The organism is Sporosarcina luteola (genome assembly GCF_007991495.1).
Lineage (GTDB): Bacteria > Bacillota > Bacilli > Bacillales_A > Planococcaceae > Sporosarcina > Sporosarcina luteola.
In genome coordinates, this window is the sequence record NZ_BJYL01000054.1 from 15,628 (window position 1) to 31,717 (window position 16,090).

17 protein-coding genes are annotated in these 16,090 nt (G+C 44.9%); all 17 read left to right on the forward strand.

What is annotated here, in order from left to right:
• The first annotated feature begins 160 nt into the window (after positions 1-160).
• Positions 161-931: a TatD family hydrolase gene (locus SLU01_RS16360; protein ID WP_147060324.1), complete on the forward strand. Its 771-nt coding sequence runs from the start codon at positions 161-163 to the stop codon at positions 929-931.
• A 131-nt stretch (positions 932-1,062) separates the two neighbouring features.
• Positions 1,063-2,286, forward strand: coding sequence for a resuscitation-promoting factor (locus SLU01_RS16365; RefSeq protein WP_147060326.1), 1,224 nt, complete (start codon positions 1,063-1,065; stop codon positions 2,284-2,286).
• 367 nt (positions 2,287-2,653) lie between these two features.
• Positions 2,654-3,214, forward strand: coding sequence for a ribonuclease M5 (rnmV, locus tag SLU01_RS16370; RefSeq protein WP_147060328.1), 561 nt, complete (start codon positions 2,654-2,656; stop codon positions 3,212-3,214).
• Entirely contained in the window at positions 3,207-4,091 is an 885-nt protein-coding gene (rsmA, locus tag SLU01_RS16375; protein ID WP_147060330.1) for a 16S rRNA (adenine(1518)-N(6)/adenine(1519)-N(6))-dimethyltransferase RsmA, read from the forward strand. The genes rnmV and rsmA overlap by 8 nt, the downstream gene beginning before the upstream one ends.
• 146 nt (positions 4,092-4,237) lie before the next feature.
• Positions 4,238-4,504 carry a biofilm formation stimulator Veg gene (gene veg, locus SLU01_RS16380; RefSeq protein WP_060205972.1) on the forward strand — a complete coding sequence of 89 codons (267 nt, stop codon included), beginning with the start codon at positions 4,238-4,240 and terminating at the stop codon, positions 4,502-4,504.
• A gap of 137 nt (positions 4,505-4,641) precedes the next feature.
• A complete protein-coding gene (locus SLU01_RS16385; protein ID WP_147060332.1) occupies positions 4,642-4,827 on the forward strand; it encodes a small, acid-soluble spore protein, alpha/beta type in 186 nt (61 codons plus the stop codon).
• A 159-nt stretch (positions 4,828-4,986) separates the two neighbouring features.
• Complete coding sequence (gene ispE, locus SLU01_RS16390) at positions 4,987-5,853, forward strand: 4-(cytidine 5'-diphospho)-2-C-methyl-D-erythritol kinase (protein WP_147060334.1); 867 nt, start codon at positions 4,987-4,989, stop codon at positions 5,851-5,853.
• A gap of 56 nt (positions 5,854-5,909) precedes the next feature.
• A complete protein-coding gene (gene purR, locus SLU01_RS16395) occupies positions 5,910-6,743 on the forward strand; it encodes a pur operon repressor (RefSeq protein ID WP_147060336.1) in 834 nt (277 codons plus the stop codon).
• Positions 6,740-7,117 carry a RidA family protein gene (locus SLU01_RS16400; protein ID WP_147060338.1) on the forward strand — a complete coding sequence of 126 codons (378 nt, stop codon included), beginning with the start codon at positions 6,740-6,742 and terminating at the stop codon, positions 7,115-7,117. Before purR ends, SLU01_RS16400 begins: the two co-directional genes overlap by 4 nt.
• Positions 7,118-7,538: 421 nt before the next feature.
• Positions 7,539-7,823 carry a septation regulator SpoVG gene (gene spoVG, locus SLU01_RS16405; protein WP_147060340.1) on the forward strand — a complete coding sequence of 95 codons (285 nt, stop codon included), beginning with the start codon at positions 7,539-7,541 and terminating at the stop codon, positions 7,821-7,823.
• Between the two features lie 187 nt (positions 7,824-8,010).
• The gene (glmU, locus tag SLU01_RS16410; protein ID WP_147060342.1) at positions 8,011-9,381 is read left to right on the forward strand and encodes a bifunctional UDP-N-acetylglucosamine diphosphorylase/glucosamine-1-phosphate N-acetyltransferase GlmU; all 1,371 of its coding nucleotides are present in this window, start codon (positions 8,011-8,013) and stop codon (positions 9,379-9,381) included.
• A gap of 14 nt (positions 9,382-9,395) precedes the next feature.
• Positions 9,396-10,355, forward strand: coding sequence for a ribose-phosphate diphosphokinase (locus tag SLU01_RS16415; protein ID WP_147060343.1), 960 nt, complete (start codon positions 9,396-9,398; stop codon positions 10,353-10,355).
• Positions 10,356-10,437: 82 nt separating this feature from the next.
• Positions 10,438-11,076: a 50S ribosomal protein L25/general stress protein Ctc gene (locus SLU01_RS16420; RefSeq protein WP_147060345.1), complete on the forward strand. Its 639-nt coding sequence runs from the start codon at positions 10,438-10,440 to the stop codon at positions 11,074-11,076.
• Between the two features lie 82 nt (positions 11,077-11,158).
• Entirely contained in the window at positions 11,159-11,722 is a 564-nt protein-coding gene (pth, locus tag SLU01_RS16425; RefSeq protein WP_147060347.1) for an aminoacyl-tRNA hydrolase, read from the forward strand.
• Between the two features lie 53 nt (positions 11,723-11,775).
• On the forward strand, positions 11,776-12,000 hold the full coding sequence (locus tag SLU01_RS16430; protein ID WP_147060349.1) for an anti-sigma-F factor Fin: 225 nt from the start codon (positions 11,776-11,778) through the stop codon (positions 11,998-12,000).
• 81 nt (positions 12,001-12,081) lie between these two features.
• A complete protein-coding gene (gene mfd, locus SLU01_RS16435; protein WP_147060351.1) occupies positions 12,082-15,615 on the forward strand; it encodes a transcription-repair coupling factor in 3,534 nt (1,177 codons plus the stop codon).
• Between the two features lie 88 nt (positions 15,616-15,703).
• Positions 15,704-16,090, forward strand: a 387-nt coding sequence (locus tag SLU01_RS16440; RefSeq protein WP_147060353.1) for a stage V sporulation T C-terminal domain-containing protein, incomplete at its 3' end; no start/stop codon positions are given.

The window sequence follows — 16,090 nt, forward strand, 5'->3', positions numbered from 1 at the left end:
TGTCCCGCATTAACTGGCCGTAAAATACTTGCTTTATTTATTGGCAGAAACCAAAATACTAAATAAAGTATTAACGGCCAGTAAATGCCCGATTGGTTCAACTAACAATCAGCGGAAAACCATCGCTGATTGAAGTTTCACTTTATGAGGAGAGAAGAAGATGTATATTGATACGCATGTCCATTTGAACGCAGAGCAATATGAAGAAGATGTGAAGGAGGTCATTGAACGCGCAATTGAGGCGGATGTCAAAAAGATGGTTGTCGTTGGATTTGACCGGGTGACAATTGAAAAGGCAATGGAATTGGCAGAACGATATCCATTCATCTATGCAGTGGTCGGTTGGCATCCGGTTGATGCGATTGATTGCACGGAAGAGGGCTTGAAATGGATTGAAACGTTGGCCGCTCATCCGAAAGTCGTAGGCATTGGGGAGACCGGTTTGGATTACTATTGGGATAAATCCCCGAAAGACGTTCAGCAAGAATTGTTCAGAAGGCAGATCCGGCTTGCTCAAAAGGTCGACCTTCCCATCATCATTCATAATCGGGATGCAACGGGTGATGTTGTCCGGATATTAAAAGAAGAAGAGGCTTCGATAACCGGCGGTATTATGCATTGCTATGGCGGAAGTGTGGAAACAGCGAATGAATGCATTGATATGAACTTTATGATTTCCCTTGGTGGCCCTGTCACTTTTAAAAATGCAAAAATGCCGAAGCAGGTTGCAACGGATATTTCACTAGATCATTTATTGATTGAAACAGATGCTCCATACCTTGCTCCGCATCCACATCGCGGAAAGAGAAATGAACCCGCGCTCGTCACGCTGGTAGCAGAGGAAATTGCCCGTCTAAAGGGAATTCCCGTTGATGAAGTAGCGAAAAAGACGACTGAAAATGCGTTGAAAATTTTCCGTATTTCCGAGTGAACATTTTGGAAGATCTAGCCGTTTATCATGAGAATCCCTTTTCTGAAACGGATGAAAATAAAATTCTAAAGTGTTGACACGCTGAAAAGGAACCTTTATAATCAGCCGAGTGATAAAGGAGGAGTTTTTTCATGCCAAAAAGTACCATGAAAAATCTGTTCTTCAAGTCATTGAGGAGTCAACAAATAGCGATAACTGCAATTGCATTTGCACTATTTGTGACGATTATTTCACTTGTTCTCTACACGGGAACGAAGAAATCGGTCACTTTAGAAGTGAACGGTGAGCAAATCGAAATCAAAACATCTGCACATACAGTTGGGCAACTTCTTTCCAAAGAGGAAATCGAAGTTGCCGAACATGATTTAGTAACACCCTCAGTGAATACACCGATTGAGGAAGGATTATCGATCAGGTGGGAACAGGCAAAATTAGTAGAAATACAATTGGAGCAAGAATCGACAAAGATTTGGACGACGGACCGGAGAGTTTCTGATATTTTAGCTGCGGCTGATATCGATCTCAAAGAACATGATGAAGTGGTTCCAAGTCTGAACTCGAATCTCAAAGATGATGAACGAATCGAGGTTCATAAAGCGTTCCAATTGACACTTATCGATGGCGGAAATGAGAAACAGATGTGGTCAACTTCGACTACGGTCGCTGACTTTTTAAAGAGAGAGAACATTCAATTGAATGAACATGACTTGCTGAATCGGAAGGCAGACGGAAAGGTTAAGCCGGGTTCCATAGTAGAAGTTGTGCGGGTAGAAAAGGTCACCGATGTAGTGGAAGAACCAACGAACTTTGCAGTCGTCACGAAAAGCGACTCCAAATTGCTGAAAGGACGGGAAAAAGTCGTCCAGGAAGGCAAGAAGGGCTCTGTAGAGCGGAAGTTTGAAATTGTTAAGGAGAATGGCAAAGAAGTTTCTCGTACGTTATTAAGTGAGAAAGTCATTAAGGAACCTCAAAAGAAAATTGTAACGGTCGGCTCCAGAGTAATGGTAGCGAGCGCTGATCAGAAATCTAAGAATGTTGTTTCCCGTGGCTCCGCTCCAGCAGGTGGCAAGGAGTTCTATGTCACTGCTACAGCGTACACGTCACATTGCAATGGCTGTACAGGAAAAACAGCAACGGGCATCGACTTGCGTGCAAACCCGAATCTTAAAGTCATAGCTGTCGACCCAAGTGTGATTCCACTTGGTTCTAAAGTGTGGGTGGAAGGATACGGATATGCAGTTGCAGGGGATACAGGTGGAGCGATCAAAGGAAAGAAGATTGATCTTCATGTGCCGACAAAGTCAGCGGCATATAATTTTGGCCGCCGTCAAGTGAAAGTTAAAGTGATCGATTAGTTTTTTCGGTTTATATATTATTTTATTTCCGCATTTATCCGTGGGGCTCATCCAGTCCTGCGGTTTTTTTCATGTTTGATGTTCAAAAGTGAGCCGCCTGTACAACCGACGCTACAAGACGTAAAATTAAAGCAACATCAGTATTGAAATCACACTTGAGGATTGAAGCGCAAGGCGGCGACTCCTGCGGGGTCTAGCGAAAGCGTAGCGTAGCGAGCAGGAATGCAAAAACGGATGCCTTAATTTCTGCAAAAGGCGCAGAAATACGGCAAACCGAACCCTTTGCTGTTCGATTGGCTCACCCGCGCCCCGCGGAAAGCGTCCGCCTGGAGCGGAAATCCGGTTATTCAACGAAAAGAGGGTCATTGTGAAGATAAAAGAAGTAATTGTTGTTGAAGGGAAGTCGGACACCGTCGCTATCAAGAGGGCGACCGGGGCTGATACGATTGAGACGAACGGTTCGGCAATTAACGAAAATACATTAAAACAAATTCGACACGCGCAAGAAACGAGAGGCGTCATCGTATTCACAGATCCCGATTTCCCCGGCAGAAGAATCCGTGCCATTATAGAAGAAAAGATTCCCGGCGTAAAACATGCATTCTTGCATAAAACTAAAACAATCGCCAAAAACGGACAAGGGTTAGGGATTGAACATGCGAAAGATGAAGATATTAAAAACGCGCTTGAAGCTGTTTACTCCGTAGATGTACAACAAATAGAAGAAATCCCATTGGCACTTTTGCTGGAAGAAAGGCTGATCGGGCATCCGGACGCCAAAAGTCGAAGGGATCGGCTCGGTGAGATTTTACAAATCGGACAAGTGAACGGCAAAGGTTTGAAAAAGAGGCTTGAAATGTTCCGGATTGGGCAACATCAATTAATGGAAGCATTAAAAGTCCTGCAGGAGGAGGATACCCATGAATAAAGACATTGCAACACCTAACAGGACGAAAGAGATTTTAGAGAAACATGGCTTTTCATTCAAAAAAAGTTTGGGTCAAAACTTTCTCATCGACCCGAACATTCTTCGTAATATTGTTTCCCATGCGGATTTGACTGATCAAACAGGCGTTATTGAAATCGGTCCGGGCATCGGTGCATTGACAGAGCATCTTGCGAGATCTGCGAAAAAGGTCGTCGCGTTTGAAATTGATGGGCGGCTGCTGCCGGTGCTGGAAGATACGTTGTCTCCTTATAACAACGTTGAGATCATTAATCAGGACGTCCTTGAGGCGGATTTGAATAAAGTCGTCGAAGAGCAATTTAGTGGATATGATGATGTTGTAGTCGTCGCGAATCTGCCTTACTACGTAACGACCCCGATCATCATGAAATTCCTTCTAGGTAAAGTTCCGATACGGGCTATGGTCATCATGATGCAAAAAGAAGTTGCAGATCGTATCACAGCGTCTCCGAGTACGAAAGCCTATGGCTCCCTATCGATCGCCGTTCAATATTACATGGATGCTGAAGTATCGATGATTGTGCCGAAGACAGTGTTCGTTCCGCAACCGAATGTCGAATCAGCCGTCCTTAAATTGACAAAAAAAGCGGAAGCCCCTGTTGAAGTCATTGATGAGGATTTTCTTTTTGAAGTGGCAAGAGGATCCTTTGTACAGCGCAGGAAGACGTTATTGAACAATCTTCAATCTTCAATGAGGGATGGGAAGGCGAAGAAGGAACAGATTCTCGAAGCTTTTGAACAGATCGGCATGGATCCTGGACGTAGGGGAGAGACATTATCCATCGAGGAGTTTGGAAAACTTGCGAATGCCCTGCATGGGGAATTCAAGAAGGCGTGACAAATTTAGGGCATTAAAATAGATAGATTTGTCGAATAAAGTGAAAAAAGAATTGACAAATATAATCGCTTACTGTTAAAATTCTCATTTTAATTGACAGAACTTTTTAAAAGTGTTATACTTATATCCAGTGAGGTGTAAGCGACGTGCCAAAAACATTAGCGGACATTAAGAAGTCATTGGATGCTCATCTAGGGAAACGTTTGCACTTAAGAGCAAACGGCGGCCGTAAGAAAACAATCGAACGTGCCGGTGTCCTGCGTGAGACGTATCGGGCAGTTTTTGTTGTTGAACTGGACCAGGACGAAAATGCTTTTGAAAGGGTATCTTACAGCTACGCAGATATTTTGACTGAAGCAGTCGAAATAACGGTTCTGGACGACGGGGACGCCACAGCGTTCATCGTCAAATAGTTTTTATTGCTATTATGCATTGTTTTTAGATTAAAAACGCCTATGCACTCCTTTCCGGTGACGGATTGGAATGCAGAGGTGTTTTTTTATTGTTAACGTCCATACTAGGCGCGTCAGTCGAAAAGGAGGAAAACCGAATGGCTAGAAGACGTAGTATAATGTCTGAGCACTTGAAAGTGGAAATCGCGAAAGAGCTTGGCTTTTACGATGTTGTTCAGCGAGAAGGTTGGGGAGGAATCAAATCTCGGGATGCCGGTAATATGGTGAAACATGCCATTCAAATGGCTGAACGGGGAATGGCGGATAAGAGCAACAACAGCTAAGATCACCTTGTAACTCTAAACGACTGACAAAGAAGAGCTGCATGGATGTCGTAGAGACGCCGTGCAGCTCTTTTCTATATTGACGGAAAAAATCGAGGTGTAATCCTTCTCCCTATGGTAAAATAGTGAACAATGACTAGCTGGAATGGAGGGGGCTGGATGTTATATGAAAAAGCACCAGCAAAAATCAACCTGACACTCGATGTCCTACATAAACGTCAAGATGGATTTCATGAAGTTGAAATGATCATGACAACTGTCGATTTGGCAGATCGTGTCTGGCTTCGGCCGACAAATGACGGGAATATCACGATTAAGGTGTCTGAACGGTATGTGCCAAACGATCGTAAAAATCTAGCATACCAAGCAGCAGATCTACTTAGACGGCTGTATGGCGTCCGTCAGGGGGTCGAACTTACGCTTAATAAAAAGATACCTGTCGCCGCAGGTCTTGCAGGAGGGAGTTCTGATGCTGCAGCAACACTCCGTGGATTGAACCGGCTATGGGATTTGCGACTAAGCGTTGATGAATTAGCTGACATCGGTGCAAAAATAGGGTCGGATGTATCTTTTTGCGTTTATGGAGGCACAGCACTTGCAAAAGGACGAGGGGAAAAGATCGAGCATTTGCCAGCTCCGCCAAATTGCTGGGTCATCCTTGCAAAGCCGGCGATTTCCGTCTCCACAGCGGATATTTACCGGAATCTCGATATCGCATCCATTAAACATCCAGATACAAAAGGTATGCTTCATGCTTTACATGCTGGCGATTACAACAAAATGTGCGACTCCTTAGGTAACGTACTTGAACCGGTAACGATGAGTTTACATCCGCAAGTCGTCGTTTTAAAAGAGAAAATGCAACAGTTCGGGGCGGACGCTGTTCTTATGAGCGGAAGCGGGCCGACAGTTTTCGGTTTCGTTAGACAAGAAGCGCGAGTGTCACGGATCTACAATGGACTAAAAGGCTTCTGTACAGAGGTTCATGCAGTTAGGATGACAGGAGAACGTTTTCTCCTTGATTAAACACGTACATTTATGATAATGTACATTAAAATATTCGGGTGTAGGGGTTGTTGTTCTTGAAGTGGAAAAGGAGCGAAAGACTTGTCGATATGACACGTCATCTATTGGAAAATCCGCATTCACTCATCCCATTGACTTTCTTTTCCGAGCGCTATCAGGCGGCGAAATCATCCATCAGTGAAGACTTGGCAATCGTCAAGGAAACGTTTGAAGAGAATGGGACCGGCAAATTGGTCACCGTATCAGGAGCGGCAGGTGGTGTGAAATACATTCCGCATGTCACGGAAACGGAAGTTCGTGAAGTGATGGCACTTGTGAAAGAAAATCTAGGCCGATCGGATCGTCTGCTGCCTGGCGGGTATTTATACATGACCGACTTTTTAGGAAACCCTAAAATAATGGACCGCATCGGAAAAGTATTTGCCTCAGCATTCGGCGATACAGAAATCGACGTGATCATGACAGTGGCTACAAAAGGGATATCAATTGCGCATGCAATCGCACGCCATTTAAATGTACCGGTCGTCATTGTCCGAAGGGATAGCAAAGTGACGGAAGGATCAACTGTCAGCATTAATTATGTTTCGGGTTCTACACGTCGTATTCAGACAATGGTATTATCAAAGAGAAGCATGAAGAGTGGCCAAAAAGTGTTGATCACCGATGACTTCATGAAAGCAGGCGGTACCATGACAGGCATGAAGAACCTGTTAGAGGAATTCGACTGCGAGCTTGCGGGAATTGCTGTTCTCGTTGAGGCGGAACATACCGAAGAAGTGCTTGTCGATGATTATCTATCATTGGTCAAGCTTCGCGCTATGAATGAGAAGGACCGAACGATCGAATTAGAAGAAGGCAATTATTTTACGAAGGGTGGAAAACTTTCATGAATTATGTAGCTACAAAAAATGCACCGCAAGCAATCGGACCATACGCACAGGCTGTAAAAGTAAACGGATTGGTGTACACATCCGGAGTTTTACCGATGACACCGGACGGATTGCTGGTCGAAGGAACAATCGAAGAACAGACGGACCAAGTATTCGCCAACTTGAAAGCAGTTCTGGAAGAAGCAGGCTCTTCCCTTGATCAGGTTATTAAGGCAACAGTGTTCATTAAAGATATGAATCAATTTGCGGCTTTGAATGATGTATATGCGAAGCATTTTGGTTCACATACACCTGCGCGTTCGACTGTTGAAGTAGCAAGATTGCCGAAAGATGCTCCAGTCGAAATCGAAGTCATCGCACTTGCAGGAGAATAAGTATTTTTAAATGGCGGTTCCCTCGGTTGTCGAGTGAGCCGCCTTTTTCATTAGAAAATGTAAAGAAGAATCTCTGCGGTTATAGTCTTGGAACGGCTCATTTTTTCACAGAAGGGCTCGTTTATTTCTAGAACGGCTCATTCTTCCGCAGAAGGGCTCATTTATTCCTGGAACGGCTCATTCTTTCTCCTCAAGGGTCCATTCTTTCGCTAAAACAACTCGCAAACCAGCTTTCGCCTCATGAAATCATCGAAAAAACCCGCCATTCCATTAATTTCAAATTTTTTAGAAAAAGTTTGGGAAAATAAAAGGGATTTGAATACTTTTGTAGAAAATAGAATGGTGTGTATTGTGAAAACAATAGCTCCGGATTTTTTACTACTAGGAGCATAGACGTAAACAAAGAGGGAGTGGGGAAATAATGGAAGTAACAGATGTAAGGTTAAGGAAGGTCGAAACGGACGGCAGGATGAGAGCCATCGCATCGATTACTTTGGACGGTGAATTTGTCGTACATGATATCCGTGTCATTGAGGGGAATGATGGATTGTTTGTTGCGATGCCAAGTAAGCGAACGCCAGAAGGTGAATTTCGTGATGTAGCGCACCCTATCAACACATCAGCAAGAATGAAAGTACAGGATGCTGTTCTCTCCGCCTATCATATGGTCGAGGAAAAAGGAATATTAGAAGAAGCTGGCGCATGAGTTTATTAATTTTAAAAAACACAGAACAAGATTTGGCTAAACAAATCGATGTTCTGTGTTTTTATTTTCACAAAAAATGAAAACAACAATATTAAAAGAATATTTCTTTATTGTCAAGGGGGTATAGTTGAAATTTATATTATTTTCGGCTATAGTCAATAATGAAATTATGGATGGAGGCCAGCACATGACGAATACATATGCCATCGTCCTTGCTGCAGGACAAGGGACGCGGATGAAGTCCGATTTATATAAAGTATTGCATCCTGTCTGTGGAAAGCCGATGGTCGAGCACGTTATCGACCATATTACCGGAATCGGAGCGGATAAAATCGTAACGATTGTCGGTCACGGTGCAGAAAAGGTTGAAGAAACGCTTGGACAGAAAAGTGAGTACGCCCTTCAGGCGGAACAGCTTGGCACTGCGCATGCGGTACAGCAAGCGGAAAGCAGTTTAGGCGAATTGGAAGGGATTACGCTCGTCGTTTGTGGAGATACTCCACTTATCAAATCGGAGACGATGCAAGCATTGATTGCACATCATGCCGAAACAAACGCGAAAGCGACAATCCTGACAGCGCATGCCGAAGATCCGACAGGTTACGGCCGCATCATTCGGGACGCGGATGGAAACGTCCTTCGCAACATCGAGCATAAGGATGCATCGCCGGAAGAGCGTACAGTGACTGAAATCAATACAGGCACGTACTGCTTCGATAACCGGGCATTGTTTGAAGCTTTGAAGAAAGTGAAGAACGATAATGCGCAAGGCGAGTACTACTTGCCCGATGTCATTAGCATCCTGAAAGCTGAGAATGCGATTATATCCGCTTTTGTAACCGATGATTTTAGTGAAACAATCGGTATTAACGATCGAGTTATCCTAGCAGAAGCGGAAAAGTTCATGCGGCAGCGAATCGCAGAACGTCATATGCGAAACGGTGTGACAATCATCGATCCAGGAAGTACGTACATTAGCGCCACTGCCGAAATCGGCCGCGACACGATTCTTCAACCAGGCACAATGATCGAAGGACAAACGATCATTGGTGAAAAATGCAGTATTGGACCGAATAGTCATATAAGCAACAGTAAAATTGGCAGTTCTACAACCGTTCATTCGTCAGTCGTACGGGACAGTGCAGTAGGTTCCGGTACGACAATTGGCCCGTTCGCACATATCCGTCCGGATTCCAATCTCAGCGACAATGTAAAAATCGGCAATTTTGTCGAAGTTAAGAAGTCAAGGTTAGGAGAAGGAAGCAAGGTTTCTCACCTCAGCTATATCGGAGATGCGCAAGTAGGCACTCACGTCAACATCGGTTGTGGAACGATCACAGTGAATTACGATGGAAAGAACAAACATACGACAACTATCGAAGATGATGCTTTTGTTGGTTGCAATTCGAATTTGATAGCACCTGTAAAAGTTGGAAAAGGCGCTTATGTAGCGGCCGGATCCACAATTACAAAAGATGTGCCAGAAAGTTCACTTGCAATTGGGCGCGCGCGCCAGGAGAATAAAGAAGGATACGTAACAAAATTAAATCTAAAATAACCAGGGGGACCATGATGGCTAATCATTATCCTAACGATAAACTGAAGATATTTTCTCTAAACTCCAATGAATCACTTGCACAAGAAGTGGCAGATGAAATCGGACGCCCACTCGGCAAGTGCTCTGTCAAACGTTTCAGCGATGGAGAAATTCAAATAAATATCGAAGAAAGTATCCGAGGCTGTGATGTCTTTGTCATCCAGTCCACCTCCAATCCAGTAAATGATAACTTGATGGAGCTTCTCATCATGATCGACGCATTAATGCGTGCTTCTGCACGTTCTATCAATGTTGTTATGCCTTATTACGGATATGCGCGCCAAGATCGCAAAGCTCGTTCCCGTGAACCGATCACGGCGAAGCTTGTGGCTAACTTGCTTGAGAAGGCGGGAGCTGACCGCGTTATCGCGATCGACTTGCATGCACCACAAATCCAAGGCTTCTTTGATATTCCAATTGACCACCTTGTGGCAGAACCTATTCTTACGGAATATTTCAAAAGCAAAGGCTTGGAAGGCAACGAACTTGTCATCGTATCTCCAGACCATGGCGGCGTCACACGTGCGCGAAAAATGGCGGATCGCATGAAAGCTCCGATTGCGATTATCGACAAACGTCGCCCACGTCCGAACGTAGCTGAAGTGATGAGCATCGTAGGGAATGTCGAAGGGAAGACAGCTATTCTTATCGACGATATTATCGATACTGCCGGAACGATTACAATCGCTGCGAACGCGATTATCGAGAGCGGCGCAAAGGAAGTGTATGCTTGCTGTACACATCCGGTGTTATCCGGTCCTGCAATCGAACGAATCGACAATTCACAAATTAAGGAATTGGTCATTACGAATTCAATCGAATTGCCGGAAAACAAAAAATCTGCGAAAATCAAACAATTGTCCATTGCCAAGCTTTTGGGCGAAGCAGTCATCCGTGTGTTCGAAGAGAAATCTGTCAGCACATTGTTTGAATAAGCAAGTTAGTTAGTTTCATGTCGTCTGATTTTGGGTATTTCAAGAGTTAGAATATACTTTTTCAGGAAAGGTGACTACGCAAATGAGTACAGCAATTCAGTCGAAACAAAGAGGAACAAAAACGAGATCAACTTTATCCGCACTACGAAAAGAAGGATTCATCCCTTCTGTTGTTTATGGATATAATACCGAATCGACACCAATCGCCGTAAAAGAACGCGATCTTTTGAGCAATTTACGTGAACATGGCCGAAACGGTGTCATTAAACTCGAAGTGGATGGCAAACAACTGAATGTCGTATTGAATGATTACCAGGAGAACGCATTAAATGGCGAAATCCGTCATGCTGACTTCTTAGCCATCAATATGACAGAAGAGCTTGAAGTCGACGTAACGGTGAATCTGGTCGGCCAATCTATCGGCGAAAAGGAAGGCGGCGTTCTACAGCAGCCTAACCATGACGTGAAAATCAAAGTGAAGCCGGCAGAAATTCCGGAAGGCTTTGACGTCGACATTTCCGGATTACAAATCGGCGAAACGATCTTGGTCGGAGATATCCGTTCCAAATCGAAATTCGAAATTTTGAATGACGATGATTATGCACTTGTCCTCGTTTCTGCGCCACGTACTGAAGAGGAGTTGGAGGAAGATAATCTTCCGAATGCAGAGTCCTCACCAGAACTTGTCGGAGAGAACCAAGGAGATAGTGACGAAGATTAATACACAACGCAACTTATTGGAGCGCACGTTTTCATTCCGTGCGCCCTTTTTATCATTTATAAACAAAAGGAAGATGCGCCATATGAAAATGATTATTGGTCTTGGAAATCCCGGGAAACAATATGAAAAAACACGCCATAATGTCGGATTCCAAGCAATCGATGAATTGGCTGAGCGCTTGAATGCGCCTGTCATGCAGACAAAATTCAACGGCGCCTACACGATTATCCATCGCCCCGAAGGAAAAGTCATGCTCGTCAAACCTTTGACATACATGAACCTGTCCGGTGAATGCGTGGGGCCGCTAATGGACTATTTCGACGTTGAGTTGGAAGATATCGTCGTCCTATACGATGATCTGGATCTCGCCCCCGGTAAACTGCGATTGCGTCAAAAAGGGAGTGCCGGCGGCCATAACGGCATGAAATCGTTAATCGCCCATCTAGGATCGGATTCTTTCAATCGAATCCGTATTGGAATCGGCCGCCCACAAGGCGGTATGAAAGTTTCTGACTACGTGCTGTCGACTTTCGGTAAGGAAGAACAGCCATTGATTGACGAAATGGTAGAAAAAAGTGCATCAGCTTGTATCACTTGGCTCGACAGTCCATTTCTTGAAGTAATGAATAACTATAATGGTGCCTAAGGAATAATCATCCCTTCATCTGCCTATACTTTGATAAAAAGGGGCCGATGAAAATGGACATTCGATATTCATGCAGACATTGCAATACAGAGGTCGGCAGTATTCCTTTCGCTTCCGCGGAGGAAGTCGTACAGCAGCTCAAAAATGCTGAGGATGGCGACCGTTTTTTGGAAACCGATAAAGATGGTGCGATGACAGTTAGATGCATTTGTGAGGAATGTGAAAAATCCTTGAAAACATTCCCAGATTACTATGCATTACGGAAATGGCTGCAATAGAACGTTTCGCTTTGGCGTTAATGGCGCACAAAGCTTTTTTCACTTATCTTATCTATATACTGCAAAGCGAGGAAAAAATCATTGGATGCGCTCATAGATTTATTTTTACAAGACAAAGAGATTCATAAGGTAATCGACGAATTGAAATCGGGACAGGACCGTCAATTGTTAGCAGGCTTGTCCGGAGGGGCGAAAGCCGTCTTCTTTAAAACGATCAGCCAATCGTCCGACCAACCGATTCTTATCATCACACCTAACATGCTGTCAGCGCAGCGTACATACGAAGACCTTGTGAAAATGCTAGGTGATTCACATGTTCATCTATATCCGGCAGAGGAACTGATCGCTGCCGATTTTTCCGTGTCCAGTTTTGACCTCCGCGCAAGCAGGATAGAGACACTCGATCATATGGCACGCGCTGGCAAAGGAATCTACATTACCCCTGTCGCTGGGATGAAAAAACTGCTACCGCAGAAGAATCATTGGCTTACCAATACATTGACGACGAAGCTGGATGATTCGATTGACGTGGAAGAATGGGTCCAAAAGCTTGTTGAAATGGGTTACAACAGACAGGACATGGTGACGGCACCGGGCGATTTCGCGCTCCGTGGCGGCATACTGGATATTTATCCATTGAATATGGAAAACCCGGTCCGCATTGAACTGTTCGATACGGACGTTGACTCAATCCGGATGTTTTCGGCGGATGATCAACGATCGACTGATAAATTGGAGGAAGTGTCTATCCTCCCGGCCGCGGAATTCGTTTGGGACTCCGGTGAGTTATCGCAAATTGCAGATAACCTAAAGGGCGCCTTGAGTTCCAGTTTGAAGCGGATGAAAAACGAGGATACAAAAGAATCCCTTACGCTCAATATTACGCATGATATCGACTTGTTGAAAAATGGCATCGTTCCTGAAGGGATGCTGAAATACGCTTCTTTTGCGGAACAAGCCCCTGCCTATTTGGGTGATTATTTCCCGGTGAATGGCATCGTTCTTTTTGATGAAATCGGGCGTATTCTCGAGGTGTCCACAACGCTAGAAAGTGAAGAGAAGGAATGGTCTTTGTCCTTGCTTGAAGAGGGAAAGATCGTTCATGATGCGAGAATCTCTTTTTCATTCGACGAAATGCATAAAATGCTCGATCAGAAAAAAGCCTATCTATCTCTATTTGTCCGAACAGTACCAGGCATCGTTCTAAAAAAGACTGTCTCCTTCTCCTGTAAACCGATGCAGGAGTTCCATGGGCAAATGAATTTATTGAAAAATGAGATGGAGCGCTGGCAACAGGGGAAGTTCAATGTATTCATCGTCGCTGACGGTGAAGAGCGGATGAAAAAGGTTCAAGCGATTCTAGGAGATTACGAGATGCCGGCAATCATGAACGGCAAGCCTTCTGAAGCGGGAACCGTCTCCATCATTGACGGCGATCTGTCCGCAGGATTTGAAATGCCGTTCCAACGACTCGCGGTCATTACGGACGCTGAATTATTCAAGGGCAAAATGAAAAGGAAAGCACGTCCGCAGAAGATGACGAATGCGGAGCGCATCAAAAGCTATTCGGAAATCAAACCTGGTGATTATATTGTCCATGTCCATCACGGAATCGGGAAATATTATGGTGTCGTGACGCTCGAAGTGGGCGGCATCCATAAAGACTATCTCGATATACGTTATCGCGCGGAAGATAAGCTGTTTGTTCCTGCCGACCAAATCGATCTGATCCAGAAATATGTCGCTTCGGGGGAAAAGGAACCGAAGCTTCATAAACTTGGAGGAGCGGAATGGAAAAAGACGAAGAGCAAAGTATCTTCAGCAGTGAAGGATATAGCAGATGATCTCATTAAACTTTACGCCCAACGTGAAGCGGAAAAAGGGTTTGCATTCTCCAAAGATGATGATCTGCTGCGTTCCTTCGAAAATGCCTTTCCTTATGATGAAACGGAAGACCAACTTCGTTCCATCGAAGAAGTGAAGCGTGATATGGAAAGGGAGCGGCCGATGGATCGCCTGCTTTGTGGGGACGTCGGTTACGGAAAAACGGAAGTGGCAATCCGTGCAGCGTTCAAAGCAGTAGGGGACGGTAAGCAAGTCGCCTTCCTCGTACCGACGACGATATTAGCGCAACAGCATTACGAGACGATGAAAGAGCGGTTCTCGGGCTTCCCTGTTGAAGTGTCGCTATTGAATCGATTCCGAACGAAGAAAGAACAGACAGAAACATTGAAAGGTTTAAAGACGGGCACAATCGATGTCGTAGTAGGGACCCATCGCCTTCTTTCAAAAGACGTCACGTATAAAGACCTCGGACTTCTGATCGTTGACGAGGAACAGCGATTCGGAGTAACGCATAAAGAGAAACTAAAGCAGCTGAAAACGAATGTCGATGTCCTTACATTGACCGCAACACCGATTCCAAGAACGTTGCATATGTCGATGCTCGGCGTACGTGACCTATCCGTCATCGAAACACCTCCAGCGAACCGTTTCCCGGTGCAGACATATGTTATGGAGCATAATTTGGGACTTGTTCGCGAGGCGATTGAGCGGGAGATGGGACGAGGCGGGCAAGTATTCTATTTATATAACCGTGTTGAGGACATGACGCGCAAAGTCGACGAAATTAAACAGCTCGTCCCTGAAGCGCGGGTTGCTTTTGCGCACGGACAAATGGGTGAATCTGCACTTGAATCCGTCATTCTCAGCTTCCTTGAAGGGGAATATGACGTGCTCGTCACAACGACAATCATTGAAACAGGCATTGATATTCCGAATGTCAATACGCTCATCGTTCACGACGCAGACCGGATGGGCCTATCGCAGCTTTACCAGCTGCGGGGACGTGTCGGACGGTCGAATCGGGTCGCATATGGCTATTTCCTTTACCAGCGCGATAAAGTGCTTACAGAAGTCGCGGAAAATCGTTTACAGGCAATTAAGGAATTCACTGAGCTCGGATCAGGATTCAAAATCGCAATGCGGGATTTATCAATCCGTGGAGCAGGAAATTTACTTGGTTCCCAACAGCACGGCTTTATCGACTCTGTCGGATTTGACCTTTATTCGCAAATGCTCCAAGAAGCAATTGAAGAGAAACAGACAGGCATCGTGAAATCAGAAATTCCAGACGTCGAAATTTCATTGCCAATCAACGCCTATTTGCCGGATACGTATATCAGAGACGGATTCCAGAAGATCCAAATGTATAAGCGGGTGAAAGCGATTGAGAGCGAGGCGGATTACTCCGAGCTTGTCGATGAAATGACAGACCGCTTTGGTGACTTGCCGCTTGAAGCTGATCTATTGCTTCGTGTCGGTCGAATAAAAGCATGGGGACGCATTGCAGGCGTCGAATCGATTAAGAAACAACGGTCCCTCATCGAAATCCGTTTAACCGAGGAAGGAACAGCCAAGACTGATGGAGCAAAAATGGTAACGGATTCCATGGAATTCGGACGCGCTGTCGGCTTTACGATGGAAGAAGGACGCCTGATCATCACGGTCGATGAACGGCATACTGGTAAAAGGACCGAATTCGACGTATTGGAAGAGATGATGCGCATCTTACAATCATCACTCAAGGAAACAATCCCAGCAGATTCCGAGTAAAGGTACTTTTGCATAAAATGTCCATGCATGATGCATACTAAATCCGAACGGAAGACGGTTTTAATTTTTGGAAAGTGAGGCATCATGCATGAAAGCAACAGGAATCGTGCGCAGAATTGATGATTTAGGCAGGGTGGTCATTCCAAAAGAAATCAGAAGGACCCTCCGCATCCGTGAAGGAGATCCGCTTGAAATCTTTACCGATCGGGATGGAGAAGTGATTCTAAAGAAATATTCCCCGATATCCGAGCTCGGTCAATTCGCGAAAGAGTACGCAGAAACGCTATACGAAACACTTGGAACACCCGCCATGATCAGTGACAGAGATGAAATGATTGCCGTATCCGGATTGTCGAAAAAGGATTACCTAAATCGCCAATTATCCCCGGACGCGGAAGAAGTATTAGCCGGCCGCACCCTCATTATCGAAAAGCTTGAAAAGACAGTGGAATGGGTGCCAGGCCAAACCGAGCAA

What these genes read in the sequence shown, in the direction of transcription:
- SLU01_RS16415 (WP_147060343.1), top strand. Translation starts at nt 9,396, where the DNA reads ATGGCTAATCATTATCCTAACGATAAACTGAAGATATTTTCTCTAAAC.
- SLU01_RS16360 (WP_147060324.1), top strand. Translation starts at nt 161, where the DNA reads ATGTATATTGATACGCATGTCCATTTGAACGCAGAGCAATATGAAGAA.
- SLU01_RS16430 (WP_147060349.1), top strand. Translation starts at nt 11,776, where the DNA reads ATGGACATTCGATATTCATGCAGACATTGCAATACAGAGGTCGGCAGT.
- spoVG (WP_147060340.1), top strand. Translation starts at nt 7,539, where the DNA reads ATGGAAGTAACAGATGTAAGGTTAAGGAAGGTCGAAACGGACGGCAGG.
- rsmA (WP_147060330.1), top strand. Translation starts at nt 3,207, where the DNA reads ATGAATAAAGACATTGCAACACCTAACAGGACGAAAGAGATTTTAGAG.
- SLU01_RS16365 (WP_147060326.1), top strand. Translation starts at nt 1,063, where the DNA reads ATGCCAAAAAGTACCATGAAAAATCTGTTCTTCAAGTCATTGAGGAGT.
- SLU01_RS16385 (WP_147060332.1), top strand. Translation starts at nt 4,642, where the DNA reads ATGGCTAGAAGACGTAGTATAATGTCTGAGCACTTGAAAGTGGAAATC.
- ispE (WP_147060334.1), top strand. Translation starts at nt 4,987, where the DNA reads ATGTTATATGAAAAAGCACCAGCAAAAATCAACCTGACACTCGATGTC.
- glmU (WP_147060342.1), top strand. Translation starts at nt 8,011, where the DNA reads ATGACGAATACATATGCCATCGTCCTTGCTGCAGGACAAGGGACGCGG.
- pth (WP_147060347.1), top strand. Translation starts at nt 11,159, where the DNA reads ATGAAAATGATTATTGGTCTTGGAAATCCCGGGAAACAATATGAAAAA.
- SLU01_RS16420 (WP_147060345.1), top strand. Translation starts at nt 10,438, where the DNA reads ATGAGTACAGCAATTCAGTCGAAACAAAGAGGAACAAAAACGAGATCA.
- SLU01_RS16400 (WP_147060338.1), top strand. Translation starts at nt 6,740, where the DNA reads ATGAATTATGTAGCTACAAAAAATGCACCGCAAGCAATCGGACCATAC.